The sequence below is a fragment of the Desulfatiglans parachlorophenolica genome (assembly GCF_055394735.1).
The window spans coordinates 4781010-4795575 of sequence record NZ_AP042460.1; the positions used below are offsets into that span (position 1 = coordinate 4781010).

The following is a 14566-nucleotide window of genomic DNA, read 5'->3' on the forward strand; positions in this document are numbered from 1 at the left end:
TTATGAATCCTCCCCGAAAAGTTCTTCATTTTCTTGAGGGCGCAGACCGCGCCCCTTTGCAAGTCGCGTGATTTCCGGCCAGCTCTGGACAAGGCCGTTATAGGACAGCGCCTCCTGCGCCCATTTCTTCCGTTCGCAGATGGTGTAAAGACGGTAGGCGAGTTCCCGTGCCCCTTCGGCTTTACTGCCAAGCAGGGCAACAAGCTCGGCCGCAGCAGGTTCGCCGCCAGTTTCCAGGGCTCCAATCAGATGGTGGACCATTTCCCAGACCGTCAGGCGCTTGTCCTGGGTCGGATCCCAGTCGGCCGACAAATCGGCCGGTTTGAACAGATGCACCTTACCCCCTTTCGAGGCGAGGATCCCTGCGTCCACCATTCCCGCAACGCTCGTATTCTTCGCCTTCGAGAGGGTTTCGGCTACACCGTATTCGCCCTCCCCAAACCGGTACTGTTCGAACCAGGCCAAGGCCCAGCGGCTGTCTGAATCGAAGTCTCCTTCCTGCTCGGCCAGCACTTCATCCAGTGTTTGGTTGATGAGGGCCAGGGCTTCTCGGACAGAAAGAGGCTTGCCCTCTGCATCGAGGACTTTTTTATAACGGGTATAGACAGCCATCCCGGGTCCGATGGCCGCCTGCGCCAGGTCCACCGGGGCGATGTTGCCGCGCTGGAGGAGTTTCAAGGCCACGGGCAATTCGGTTTTTAGGGCAGTCAGGAATTCGCGGCGGGTAGCAACATTGCTACCAGGCTCTTGCGGACGACAGACGAGAATGATGCTTGAGGCAAGCGCATTGGTTCTCATGCCAACCATTCTATTGCTAAGTTCTGTCCTTATGGGCCAAGTGCCACTGACTCTAAATCCAGCCCTAATGACAGCTCCCAGAAAGGTTTCCCAACCGGTTGATGCAGTGCCATCTTTCTCGGTCTTGGACTGTTTCAGCGCATAGTAAATTGTTACCGGAAAAATTGGGTGAGCCTGCTTTGCCAACTGCTGCATCGCTTGTGTCATACCATCGAGAAAGAATTTATCAGCCGTGACTTTATTACCGTGTCGGTAGGGTGTAGCCACTAATTCCTCGGCCTTGGGCACAGCTAGTGTGGCAAATAGATCTGGAAATATAGACTTGAGCGATCTGCGGAGCCAAACATAAAAAAAATCTGAGAGGTCTGCATAACCAATATTATCGTAATAAGGAGGATCAGTAGACACAATTTTATCTTGGCTTAGACTTTGGACAGATGCATCTTGCTGCAAGCTCTGGCCCAAATGAGGTGAAGGAGTTTTCAAAAGGAACTTAGAAACCCATTCCAGGAGGGAGCCGAAGTTTCCAGTTGAGCTGCAAAATGGATTTCCCTCGGCAAAATCCCAAATCATTGGAATTGCTTGGCGGCCAAAAGTATGCTGAATCTTAGTATACACAGCCTCCCAAGCACAAATTGTCGAGGACCTGTCTGCTAATTTGTCAACTGCTAACGCCAGATATACCGCCACCGCATCCGCATAAGCCTCAGCACCCGTGCCGCCAGCATCAATTCCTTTCTCATCATCCTTCATTCCAGCTGCGATGGCATCAGCCTTGACCTTCTCCCGAGCCTCCTGCACCAGGTCAGAGAAGGTCGTCAGAGCGACAAGCTGACGGGGAGTGAAATAGTCTCCGAATGTTCGAAAACCATATCTTCTACCCTGTGCGTTGCTGGCCCAAGTGCCTCGACTCGGCGCATCGGGTTTCCACTTTGGCTCTGCTTTGTCGGCTACTGCTTCCATTTCCGATGTAGGGTCAAGATAAATCCGGCCCCGATCGCCCGCTGCGACCATAGCCATCAAACGTACGCCCATCCTTCTAGCATTGGCTTCATCATCGATATACTCATACCGAATTGGAACGCCCGAAAATAGGCATCGGAAGCTACCTCTTGCGATTTTAGTACCGTTTTTAGCACTTTCCGGATCCTTCGGCTTCCCCACCTTGACCGTGAATATATACCTATCCCCCTTAATCACCGGCTCCACATAAGCCTCTTTGCCCTTTTTGGTGGAAAGCATAAAGGTGGAGGCAAGCGGGACATCCACATGAGAGAAAGCAGGGTTTGGGCTCTTGACGGTACGGGCCCAGAGCCAGGCGATCACCGTGAGCTTTTTTCCGACCAAAGGCTTCAGGTCCGGCCGTTCGCGGGCCATTTCCGCTGTGATCTCTACTTTGGGGTACAGATGCCCGATTCGTTTTTCAGCCTCATCCCGCATCCACTTTCCGTAGTGGCGGACATCCTCAGCAAGCCCCTGAGCACCGCGCCACTCCCTCTTGAAAAGGGAATGATCTCTCTGCGCTTCAGGGTTAACAGGCGGCCGCCCGGCAAACTTCGGGGGGATCTCGATCATCGCCTTGTTGATCAAAACGGCTACGGGATTCAGGTCACTCGCATAGGCCTCGAGGCCCAACCGCTGCGCCTCGAGAGGCAATGAGCCACCTCCCGCAAAGGGATCGTGGAAGGCGGGGAGTTTTTGCCGGTCGAAGAGGTCCTTTGCGCGCGGGTGGTCGGCGTTTTCTGCGCAGGCGCGGCGCCAACTCTGCCAGATTTCCTCACGGGCCCGCTGTAGGACCTCCTCATTGTTGGTGTTCTCCCACTGCACAAGGTCCTCGATGATCTTGAATAGCCTCAGTCGCTCTTTTTCCTGGGCTTTCTCGGTGGGGAAGAGGTCTGGCAGGCCGGAAGGGTCGTCCACCATCTGGGCAAAGATCACGGCCCGGGCGGCTGCAAGCGGTCGGCGGGCCCACCAGAGGTGTAGGGTGCTGGGGTGTCCGTGGCGAATGGATTTTTCACGAGCACTGGCTTTGTTAATAGCATCCAGGGGGAGGGCTACTTCTATGAGTTTCTTCCTCGCACTGGAACTCATTACATTTCCTCCAGTTCGGGGGGAGTACCAACCACCGGGCGCGCTCCAGGAATCTGACTCACACAAATACAAAGAGGATCATTAGATGCCCTTCCACACTTTGCACAGGGTTGGTAATATAGCATTTCGTGAACCTGATAATCTGGTGGGCGGTGTCTTGTATCAAAGTATCTTGGATCATATTCGTATAGGCATTCACCCGGAATCAACCGAAGATTTTCTCGATCTGCCAAATTCGCTCGTATGCTCAGTGTACCGGTGCTAGACTGCTCTTTGACCAATGTATCGATACCAAAAGAATCTTTTTGATGTTCATCAACATCCGTTTTACATGGGAATGCGAGTCCAAACTCAAGGTTGTGGATCTCTTGCCGATCTTGATCCCTTGCGTTCAATGAACGTGCATGAGCTTCTAAGATCAAGTCGTCGTCTATTCTAATGTCTAATTCGAGTCGCTCATGGAATGGGCGTGCCATTCGATCTACCTTCACAGTAAGGTTGGAGAGGTGGATCCGTGGTTCATTGGGTAGCACTTTCTCGCTAGTGCTCCGTGGTTCACAAATCTGGAATTTGGCCACACCGTCGCGAGGATCTGTGCAATAAAGGTGGAACGTAGCCGACTGTACCTCCCCTTCCCTTGGCATTTCAGTCCCTACCTTAACAAGTGGAAGATAGGAATTTCGCGCCAAAGTAAGTTCAATATTTTTAGCCATCTGCAGGCCAGCCTCATCTGAAGCAATCCATGCTGCGCCTTCAGCAATGATCGTAGCTGTACTTTCAGGGACTTGGACACGCTCTGGGCCGAACCATTCGTGTAAACGTCGTCTTATCGCCGGCATATTGGACATACCCCCGGTAGCCAAGCACAGCGCTACCTGCTCTGGATCGAATCCAGCGTTTTTAAGAACACTCTCGATCCGCTTGAACCCTTTATCGATAAGCGGCGCAACGATTTTTTCAAGTTCTTCTTGGTTTAACGAGTAGTCGAAGTCCTCATCGTCGATACCTTTGAAAAAACTCCCGACGTAGACTTGTGAACGAGCCCTTGCAGAAAGGTCCATTTTGGCACGCTCGCAACGGTTTAATAGGCGAGCTTTAGCTCTTGAATACATTTCTACGGTGCTCTCGATTTCGCGCAAAGTACAGACCTTCTTTATGAGGCTGTTCATGATGCTCTCATCAAAAACATCTCCACCAACCTCCTCCGTTCCGTCGTTCATGATCTGCACAATTCTTCTGCCTAAAGTACGACAAAGTGTCAGATCGAGGGTCCCCCCACCCCAGTCGAACACTAGAATAAGTTTTCTATCATATCGACGAAGCATCGCCTGCAAGTCAGCGGTTCTAAAATACCCGTATAGCGCTGAGAGTGGTTCGTGCACAAACTGTTTAATATTCAGGCCTGCAAGTCGAAAAGCATCCCGCAGAGCACGTCGCTTGTAGCCCTCCATGTCCACAGGGATCGTTACCACTGCCCCGGAAATTTGGCCAAGATCTTGCCCTCGTCTACTAGCTCTTGCCTCATGTAAAACGTGCCGTACAACATCGGCCACAATGTCTACAGGGCTGCGTTCCACCCCCTCGATGAAAACACCGTCTCGCCCCAAGAACAGCTTTGGAGAACGTACTATGTTCCCTTGGACGCCTAATCCGGAATGTGAGAGGCGTTCCTTTGCTTCACGCCCGACTATTGTTTGCTTGCCTTCGTAACAGACTACAGATGGAATAGGCCGCTGCTCATCGTCAAGATAATTGATTGTCCCCTTCCCTCGGACGACAGATATCAGGCTGTTCGTCGTACCAAAATCGAAGCCAACGACGGTCATTTCAATTGTCCCCCTTTATGCGATTCACCTCTCTTTTCAATCCGTCTATTACTCGTTCAGCATGATCTAACATAACATGAACCTTTGGCGGGTCACGCCTTAATGCCTGAAGCCCATCATCCAAAAGTAACAGTTCCTCTCTAAGACAGCGCAAGACACGACCTTTTAATGTCTCATGATCATTTCTCATGTGAGCCATTTCGTTCTCGTGAGATCGCTTTGTATTGACAATATTTTCAGACAGGACCTCTAATTGGTCCTTCGCAGTATCAAGCTGCTTCATTAGGCGGTTAAGATGAGCCTCCAAATCTTTTGCGCGATTAGCAGCCTGTTCTTGAGCTATACGTGCATCTTCCATTTGCTGATTGCAATCTGCAACCTTTCTTTCCAGTACAGAAAACATTACCGCAACACCAGTAGTGTCAAGGGTGTTCATAAGCGCTTTCAGTATAGCCGAATCCGTCCGATGATGTCGTGTTAAGGGCCCCCAGACGCGGCTCTGTAATTGGGATAAAATCCATTCAAGAGAGACTCCTTTATTTTCTTTTAACCAGAGTAGAAAACAGTACAGTGCGTTTACCTGACACTGTTGAGATTTTTTCTTCTTCAGCGCCGCTGTCTCTTCTGGCCAAGGTAGGGATGTAAAATTTTGCGAAGTTAATGCTCGAACTGCATAGTCCTCATTTCCTCCATCGGGGTGATTTCCTAAAATCTCTGCGAGCGAGCGAGACGAGAATGCGGGATGCCTCCGGAGCACGTTACGTGAAAATTCATGAAGTTGCTTAGCTACAGACGGTGTATCAGAGAATTCCATGATAAGCAGCATCAGCTCACGTGTCCTTTCTAAAGTTTTATCAGATATCGCAAGCTGAAGCAGTCTATCGCACTCCTCAGGTTCCAGTTTAGGCCTAGACCGTATTAATCGTTTATCGGACTGGCTTAAATTAAGGCTTAACCTTTTCCTGGTATAGATGGCGCGGATCAAGTCGGCAAGGCTCTGAGGTTTCCCCTGCTTTGAGCCTTTGCTGCCGTCCTTGCTAGCTCTCAGACGTACCTCTTTGTCAGCGTCAGGCGATTCTTTCTCTTTTTCCTTTTGTCCGTGTTGTGGCTCCTGCGTATTGACCAGAGAATCCTTCCCGGTCTCTCTGACTTCGTCAGGTTTCCGACCTTCCGGAGGTGTCAAGCTGTCCCTCTTAAGCATTGTCCTCAATATCCTCCGATATTTTACTAATCAGAGCTTCTGCCCATCTCTCGAGAGAGGGCAAGTTTCTCACTGCCCGTGCGTGGCTCAATGCCCGCTCTAAATCCCCCGATAATACATATAATTCTCCCAGCAGGATATGTAGCTTTACTTTGTCGAACTCAGCTAAATCCCGGATCAAGAATGATTCGATTTCATCTGTTTCTTCTTTGAGATCCTTCAGTGGACGATTGCCCCAACGTAGAATTTGTTCTGTCTCCCAGTCAGTGACCAAAGTCTCAAGTGGGCTGAAAAACTCATTTCCAGCATTCTGCATCGCCGATTTATGATTGGGGGACTCTATCCAGAACGCGTAGCGATTTGCCACACGGCCTATGCGCGAAGCCCCTGATTTATTGGCAGCTTCTCGAAAATGGTTAAAATGAAAATCAACCATGCTTGTTATAGTGCGTGCGAGTGGCCGCTCATAAACAGACAAATTTTCAGCGGCCTTATTGAACCTGCTGATGTAGGCTTCATATTTTAAAGAAGAGTCAGAAGCCTTCTCTTTTGCTAATATCCCATATAAATAAGCGCAGAGCCCATCGCAATATCCTATGGCGGATTTAAATACATCGACTGTGAGGATAAACTCTTCTATCGCACGCGTGTCCAGACGACCTCCAATAGCCATTTTTCTGAATTGTTTTTCGATACCCTCTAAGTCGCTCTCTGAGGCTATGCGGATATCCAGCTCAAAATTGACGCGTACATCAGATTTGCTCAAGACTACCTTGCAGACATCGAAGGAAACATCTGCAATGAAACTTGGAAGACTTGATACCGAGATATCCCTCCCGTTAATCGTGGCACAATCACATCCCTCTACCCGCACGTCTTCCTGAGCTAGCCGACGCGTTATTCGTACAGGGTGCGTCCCTAATTCACGCCCACGCAAAAACATTACCGGCCTGCGTAAGGGGTGCGCCTCAAATCTATGCTTCCACAGGGCCTCTTTTGATAAATAGGTTTTTCCGCAATGCTCACAAGGATAAGATGGAGGCGAGGGGTCGACCGTGAAATCAAAATCTTCTGGCTCGTGAAACTCCATATAGCCTGTGTGCCAAAATCCCATGTGTTTATTCTCCTAAATTATCTCGAGAGACACCTTAAGAGCCCACGCTACGCTGGGTTTTCCATTGCCTCGTACTGAGAAACAGGACTCCAGTCTGGATAGCACGCCAGTCTCAGATTTGCTAGGATGTTTATAATTCTAAGGAATCTTTTTCTTCCCTTATCTATCCACAAGTAGCGAACATCAAGACGGTCGCGAGCCTCTCCCAATAAGCTCAGAGAGAACATAGTTCACGCTGGTCACGCCAAAATCCGGCTCCCGCTGGAAAGGGCTACGGACATAGTGGACCTGGTGGCTATCCCGATCCAGAAACTCCACGATGGCCAGGATATAGTCCTCAGGCTTATTGAGCGAGTAGAGGATCTCGTTCTTGGTGACGGTAACGGTCTGAGCCCCGGATATGCGGCCCTTCACCTCGATAAAACGGAGGCGACCGGTCCCTGGAATGCGGCTTTCGATATCGTATCCCAGCTTGTCGAACTCACGATCCACCGGATCGAATCCAAGCTTCCTTTCCACCTCCATGACGATTTCACGGGCCCGGGCCGCAGCAGCCTGAGTATCCGGAGAGACTGGAGGTGAGGTTGCAGTTGTTCCGGCCATTTTTTCAAGCAGCCCTGAAGGCACCACGAGAAGCCCTCCGAGGACCACGGGCGGCAGGGGCGAGATCTGCCTTTCGAGGCCCAGATCTTCAAGGCGTTTTTGAAGCCGCGACTGGAGGACGTCCGCCCGCTTGCGGGCCTCGGCCGAGTTCAGGCGGGCGTTGGGCTTTCCCGCCTGCTCCTGGAGCTTTAACTGTTCCGCACGGTGATCCCAGTAGGTGATCTCCTTGGTCAAGCGGTCTTTGACGGCAGCCTGGGTCTTGTCGACCAAGGCGATTCTGTGATCTCGGACCTCTTGGAGATGCTCTGGAACAACCTGTGAGACGGCGTGGCTGACCGCGGCTTTTTCGAGGTCTCGGTCGATCCAGGCGCATTCCGGGAGGGCCAAAAACGCATCGACCCCAGGCTCATTATCCTTGAGCGGCCGGTAGTCCAGGGTGTCCTTTCGGCAGCCGTGCAGAGGTCAATAAATTTTCGGCTTGTGGAAAATTTTTAGCGTGCGAGGATGAAGCGGAGGGCGGGAGGCCCCAAGAGGCCCCCGGCCGGGATGGGGTTAGCGGTTTTGATCCTGGTAATGCCACGGCATGAAGGTGTGCGGGGAGGACTGCAGGGCTTTGGTATTCTTCAGGAGCCATGTGAGGTAGTCGAGCGGGTTGACGCCTGAAAGTTGACATGTGTGGATGAGGCTCATGAAGAGATCCCCGACATAGGCGCCGCGTTGCGTCTTGTAGAAGAGGGAGTTTTTCCGGTGTAGGATGGCGAACTTCAGGGCCCTTTCACAGATATTGTTGTCCAGCGGGGCTCCAGGCACCCTGAGAAAACAGGTCAGTTCCTTCCAGTGTTTGAGGAGGTAGGTGATCGCCTTCCCCAAGCCGGAGTTGGGCTCCACGGTCTTCTCCGCAAATTGCTGATGGCACCACGCCTCGAGAGCTGTCATGACGGGCTCAGTGTTGAGCCGATGGTAAGCCAGTCGATCCTGTGGAGACATCTTTTCGCTTTTGGCGATCGCCTCATGCATATAGACCGTTGCCAGCTCGTTGATCACATGAGCGCAGTCGTCCGGGAATCGCTCGACCAGTTCCACGAACTTCCTGCGGGCATGGGCGAGGCAGTTGGCCAGGATCGTCTGAAAGTCCTTGGATACGTTCCGGCTCAGGGCATCGCACATCTGAATCGGTGGTGGGAGCCCCGTTGCCCGGCGTTTCAACAGGTCGTGCAGGTTTTCCCCGGCATGCTGCCTGCCGGTCATGAACATGGCGACCTGATGGCCCTCGGATTCGGTGACCATCCCTGTGGTGAAGATCCCTTTGCGTTTGCTGTCCGGATCCTGCTCTTTGAGGAAAGCGAGCACCTTCGCGGAGGTGTCATCATTGTGGAGCAGCGTGCCCTGCGCGGCGAATGAGACCATGGCATCCATGACCGGGGCCAGAGCTACGGCTGCGGTATCGAGGATATCCCACTGGGTGGAGGCGGGCAGAGGTTGGCCCAGATTCCTTTGAAGGGTCTCGATCCGGTTGAAGGGCATGCCGCAGCCATACTTCAGTATCGCCAGCATGGGCGTAGCGGAATCGTCGTATTTTTGCTCGGATATCCCTTCGGGCAGTTCGGGGGTGAAGATATCTCCGCACAGATTGCAGCGTAAGCGGATTCGCTCATAAACGGTGGCTTTGAGAGGGGCTGTTCCAACGATATGAACAAAGACCGACGGCATGGCCAGCTCGTATAGTTTACCCTTCTCACAGCTTGGGCAGGGGTCCCCCGAGTTCAGAGCGGGGTGTTCGATGCGCACCCTGGCAGCGCCGGTGTACTGGCCTGCGCCGTTTTTCCCGTGCCCCCGGGGTTTTGGTTTGGCGCCTTTTTTCCGGACCGGTTCGGTTTTATCCTTGAGGATGTTTCGGGCTGTCTCGGTCGGGGCCCCCAGCAGGTACTTGCACAGCCGGCCGATGGAGGTTTCTTTCTCGGCAAGCACCTCCCGCAGACGCGCCACCATCTCGGCAAGCCCCAGGAGCACGTCGTAGTCCGAGTCGGTCAGGTTCCGTTCTTTGATGCGGTCCTGGAGCGCTTCGAACTCGCCGGCGGATATCACCAGCTTTTTGGGTGATTTTTTCATCGGCACAAGACCTCCCTGAACCGGCGCTCAAGCGGATAGAGCCAGATCGTCTTGACCGGTTTGTCACAGGCCTTTTTCCGGTCCCACTTGCCTCGCCCCTGCGTCTGCCCCACGCAGACCCAGTTGGCGGCCTTGTACGAGGCGCCGGTGAAACGCTGCTTTTCGACGAAGGTCTCGAGCAGGGAAGGCCGGTAACGGTAGCGCTCTTCCCACCGATCGGGGAGCAACCGCGCCGTGCGCGCAAGGATCTGTGAGGCAAGATTGAAAGATTTTACCCAGGGCAAAATGAGGAAGCGGCTGTTGTCGATCACCCGGTGTAGATTCTCTATACGCTGATCGTCGCTCCAGCCGATGAACTCGTCGCGCGGGGCGACACGCCAGGCGGCGGCCGAGAAACCCAGAAGCGCAACCAGATGCTGTCCGGCCCAGACCATAAAGCGCATCTGCGCCCCGCCCATGCGGGCATAGCCCAGGTAATGGTATCGGTCGATCAGCTCATTCCAAAGAGGGGATGATCTCCGGTCGACCGGCTCGATCGAAAGGCTTATGCGACCGGGGCCGATCTCGATCGGGGATTGGGGTTCTCCTGTCAGGGTGTGTTGGATCCGCTTGGGCACGACGCGCCTTTTCCTTGGCGCTGGAAGCGGGATGACACCGGCCCGGTACAGGCGCAGCAGGGCAACCCGGCAGCTCATGTCCTTCAATCCGCCGTCGGGCTTTCGCCACTCGGCCCATTCGCAGAACATGCGTGAGAGCTGTGCACGGTTCAATCCCGGCACGCTGGTAACTTGACGGCGGATCCAATCCAGATCGGTTGGCGTGAAGTCTCGACCACAAATGAGCAACCTCTGTAATCCTCCTCTTGGTAAAGGTTGCCCTGCTTATAGCAAAGAACGTTTTTTGTGGCCAGTACTTTTTTGAGGGATGGGTCGATTTTTTTCTATCCGCCGAAAATCCTCCGGGATTTTTTTGAACGGATCGGCGTTCCACAAAAGCTGTTGGAGTTGAGCAGCCGCCAGATCGCGGATGGTGCCCGGGCCGAACTTCCACAAGAAACGACCCCGAGACAAGCGTTTATGGCACAACCAAAATCCCTGGCCATCATAAACCAGGATGCGCAGGGCCTGACGGGACTTGTTGGTAAAGATGAAAAGGGTGCCGCTGAATGGATCCACGGCCAGCTTCTGCCGGCATACTGCCACCAAACCGTCGATGCCTTTGCGGAAATCCACCGGGTCCACTGCCAGCAAGATCCGCATGTGGGCAGTGATCTGGATCATGAGAGAAACTGCCCGAGAATGCTTTCAGGATCGGGCGGTTGACCGGTGCCCGAGAGCCTCAGCCTGCTGCCATCCGCGCGTTCGCACTCGACGACCCATTGGCCGAAGAGGCAGGTGGTGTCCAGCTGGATCAGCTCCGGAGTGGCATGATCAGAGGAGAGACGCTTCTTGAGCTCTGTGAAGGAAAGCCTCAGTCTGCGGCATACCTCGGAAACAGAATGCCCTCTGCATTGCTGTACCGCAGCCTCCCACAACTCCTGCGGGATCAGGGCGCGCTTCTTGCCGCGCTGCCGGCGCCACTCGGCAAACCGGCGTTCGACCTCGACGAGGTCGGGCTGGGAGTGGCTGCTGTATGGGACAGGGTTCCTCGAAGTGGTTTCCATCGCCATCCTCCTTATATAATCCAAATGGGATGGCGCTACCTTATAACATCCCGGCCCCGCGTGTTAAGCACGCCTGCCGGAAGGACACAGTCCAGGTAGGGGGCATAGTGGAGGTGTCGCGGGTTTCCGCCGGAATCGATCTCGACATAAAGCACGCGCTTTGAAACCACCCTCCTATCACCGGTGCGGGTTTGCCCTGCGTCCTGGATGGCATGCTCGAGGTAGAACAAAACCCTGGGGTCGGTGCCGGGATCGCGCTCATCAACCAGCACCGCTCCGCGTTTAAGGAGGTCGCGCTGGCGCTCGAGGGTCAGATCGATGACCGAGTCGAGGAGCGGATGCCCGGGGCAAATGAAGGCCGCCAGGGGTTGGCCTTGCGGGGCAACCAGGGATTTCTCGAAGGCGATCCGCTCATAGCGGGGAAGCACCGGCTCTCCGATGCCTATCAAACGGTCGCGGTTTCTGACAGGCGCCGGCACGTGGGTGATTTCGTAGCGGCGGGGTTCGCGCTGTTTGGCACTGCCTCCGAGGCACCGGAAGGCCTCGAGAAAAAAGGATTCGATGTAATGGGGTTGGAGGCGCCGCGCCTCGGCCCGCTCCATCTCTTCCCTGACGCGGTGGACGCGGCTTACGTCCATGGTGTCGTGGGCAAGGGCCTTTTCTTCGAGGAGGTTTTGAAGGTAGCCCCGGTCGAAGGCCTTTTCGACGACCTGGGTCAGCCGGGCCTTGACCTCGGGCTGCTCCCCATAGCGGATCGCCTCGATCAGGAGGTCGCGGAGCGGGCGTCCCTCGAACTGAAGCTTTCCGAGCACGTCGAAGACTTGGCCCCCCAGGGCCTGACGGGCCTGGTCGAGCTTTTCGAGGAGCCTCCGGTAGACGTCGCCTTCCCGGGTTTCTTCCGCCACAAGGTTCCAGAGGTGGCAGACCTCCGTCTGGCCGATGCGGTGAATCCGGCCGAAGCGCTGCTCGATCCGGTTCGGGTTCCAGGGAAGGTCGTAGTTGACCATCAGGTGGGCGCGTTGAAGATTGATCCCTTCCCCCGCTGCATCGGTGGCCAGGAGCACCTGCACCTTGGGGTCATGCCGGAAGGCTTCCTGCGTCTTGAGACGGTCTTCCCGGCCCATCCCGCCGTGAATCATCACAATGGCCTCGCTCCGGCCAAGGAGGGTGGCGATTCGGTTTCCGAGGTAACTGAGGGTGTCCCGGAACTCCGTAAAAATAACAAGTTTCTGATGGGGAGAGGAAAGAGGTTTTATTCGGGCAGCGCGCCCGTAAGCTTCGGCCTTATCGGCAGCACGGTTTGCGATGGCGGCCGGGGTGAAGACCTCGCCAAGGAGGCTTGCCAGTTCACGCCATTTCCGGTCCTCACCGCTCCTCCGGACGGATTGCGCAAGGTCCTCCAGGTGCTTCAGGGTCTCGATCTCGGCCTTGAGTTCCACGATCGACCGGGCTGCGGTGGCCTGGTCCAGGACCTCTTCTTCGACAGCTGCCACCTCGCTGTCAGGGGCCTCATCCAGGTCTTGGACGTCATCCTCGTCCAGGGTGGGCGCGGTCGATGTGAGCATGGAAGCGACCACGGCACCCCGTTGGATGACTTCGAGCTCCCTTAGGCGGCTTTCGAGCCGCTCTCGACGCCGACGGAGGGACTGGTAGATAGCCTCCGGGGAGGAAGCCAGGCGCCGCTGCAGGATGGTGAGCGCAAACCCGACGGTCCCGGCCCGTTTGTCGTTTTCAAGAGCCTCGGCGCGGTTGAATTCTTCTCGGACGTATTCGGTGACCTCTTTATAAAGGATCGCCTCGGGGTCGGAGAGTCTGTAGGGGACCGTGTAGGCGATCCGCTCGGGAAAAAGCGGGGTGCCGTCGAACTTCAAAAGCCCTTCTTTGACCATGCGGCGCATGAGGTCGGATACATCTGCCGTGTGGACCCCGTCCCGGAATCGGCCTTCGAATCGGTCCCCGTCAAGAAGCGCCATGAAGAGTTGGAAGTCCTCTTCTTTCCCGTTGTGCGGGGTGGCGGTCATAAGGAGGAAGTGCCGGGTCAGCGTAGACAAGAGCTGCCCGAGCTTGTAGCGTTTGGTGTACTTGACCTCGCCGCCGAAGAAGGTCGCCGACATCTTGTGCGCTTCGTCGCAAACCACTAGGTCCCAGCGGCAATCAGGTGCTCGCAGTTTCTGCTGAACATCCTCGTTCCGGGAAAGTTTATCCAGCCGTGCAATGACGAGGTTCGTCTCGAGGAACCAGTTCCCCGTGCGGGCGGCTTCGAGCTTGTCGTTGGTGAGGATCTCGAAAGGGAGGTGAAAGCGGTGGTAAAGCTCGTCCTGCCATTGCTCGGCTAAACTACCCGGGCAGACAACGAGGCAGCGTTGAAGGTCGCCCCTTGCGATCATCTCCTTCATTAGGAGGCCGGCCATGATGGTCTTGCCTGCGCCCGGATCGTCGGCCAGGAGGAAGCGAAGGGGCTGCCGGGGGAGCATGGCTTCATAGACGGCTGTTATCTGGTGCGGGAGAGGGTCGATGACCGAGGTATGGACAGCCAGCAAGGGGTCGAAGAGATGGGCCAGGCGGATCCGCTGGGCCTCGGAGACAAGCCGGAAGAGAGCGCCGTCGCCGTCGAAGCTCCACGGGCGGCCTTTTTCGACCACTTCGAGGCGGTCCTCGTCAAAGCGGTAAAGGAGTTCGTTCGCCACCTTGCCGGTAGGGGTTTTATAAAACAGTTCGATGGCTTCCGAGCCATGCCAGGTGACACTGACGACAGTGACCAGGCCATCGGGGAGAATCCCCCGTACGGCAGCGTTTGGCTGGAGATCTTCGAGTTTGCTCATGCTGTCATCTCCTCCGGCAATCCCAGATGGCCTTTGAATACCCCTAAAACACTACTATAAGGGTCTCAATTGCTTTATGAATTTGGCTATAAGCGGAGGCAGGGCGTAGCTGCTATCACATTGTGCTGCTTTTGTGGAGGTTTGACTCATGAACTATACCTATCCCGAGTCATAGTCAAGACCAAAGGACCGGGAAAGGCGTGATGAAAGACCCTCGCTATCCTCTCATGACCAACGCATTTTCCAGTGTTAGATGGCTCAAGCATGCTCAAATTGCCAGCAGGATTGATAATCCCGTGCTGAGGCATCCCTGCTGTGGCGCGGCCCCTTCCAGCACCC

At 54.8% G+C, this 14566-nt stretch carries 9 protein-coding genes and 1 pseudogene; all 10 read right to left on the reverse strand.

Annotated features, from left to right (window positions below):
• Positions 1–2889, reverse strand: coding sequence for a DUF1156 domain-containing protein (locus tag ACZ500_RS22160; protein ID WP_464229599.1), 2889 nt, complete (start codon positions 2887–2889; stop codon positions 1–3).
• Positions 2889–4715: an Hsp70 family protein gene (locus ACZ500_RS22165; RefSeq protein ID WP_464229600.1), complete on the reverse strand. Its 1827-nt coding sequence runs from the start codon at positions 4713–4715 to the stop codon at positions 2889–2891. Before ACZ500_RS22165 ends, ACZ500_RS22160 begins: the two co-directional genes overlap by 1 nt.
• 1 nt (position 4716) lies before the next feature.
• A complete protein-coding gene (locus ACZ500_RS22170) occupies positions 4717–5916 on the reverse strand; it encodes a hypothetical protein (protein WP_464229601.1) in 1200 nt (399 codons plus the stop codon).
• A complete protein-coding gene (locus tag ACZ500_RS22175) occupies positions 5909–7030 on the reverse strand; it encodes a hypothetical protein (RefSeq protein ID WP_028322711.1) in 1122 nt (373 codons plus the stop codon). The genes ACZ500_RS22170 and ACZ500_RS22175 overlap by 8 nt, the downstream gene beginning before the upstream one ends.
• Positions 7031–7213: 183 nt before the next feature.
• A pseudogene (locus ACZ500_RS22180) lies at positions 7214–8068 on the reverse strand (protein NO VEIN domain-containing protein); the annotation flags it as partial.
• A gap of 117 nt (positions 8069–8185) precedes the next feature.
• On the reverse strand, positions 8186–9742 hold the full coding sequence (gene tnpC / locus ACZ500_RS22185; RefSeq protein WP_464229194.1) for an IS66 family transposase: 1557 nt from the start codon (positions 9740–9742) through the stop codon (positions 8186–8188).
• Complete coding sequence (locus ACZ500_RS22190) at positions 9739–10521, reverse strand: Druantia anti-phage system protein DruA (RefSeq protein ID WP_464233097.1); 783 nt, start codon at positions 10519–10521, stop codon at positions 9739–9741. Before ACZ500_RS22190 ends, tnpC begins: the two co-directional genes overlap by 4 nt.
• 102 nt (positions 10522–10623) lie before the next feature.
• Complete coding sequence (tnpB, locus tag ACZ500_RS22195; RefSeq protein WP_464229190.1) at positions 10624–11022, reverse strand: IS66 family insertion sequence element accessory protein TnpB; 399 nt, start codon at positions 11020–11022, stop codon at positions 10624–10626.
• Positions 11019–11405 carry a hypothetical protein gene (locus ACZ500_RS22200; RefSeq protein WP_464227918.1) on the reverse strand — a complete coding sequence of 129 codons (387 nt, stop codon included), beginning with the start codon at positions 11403–11405 and terminating at the stop codon, positions 11019–11021. The genes tnpB and ACZ500_RS22200 overlap by 4 nt, the downstream gene beginning before the upstream one ends.
• Positions 11406–11440: 35 nt before the next feature.
• Complete coding sequence (locus ACZ500_RS22205; RefSeq protein WP_464229602.1) at positions 11441–14227, reverse strand: DEAD/DEAH box helicase; 2787 nt, start codon at positions 14225–14227, stop codon at positions 11441–11443.
• Positions 14228–14566: the final 339 nt, after the last annotated feature.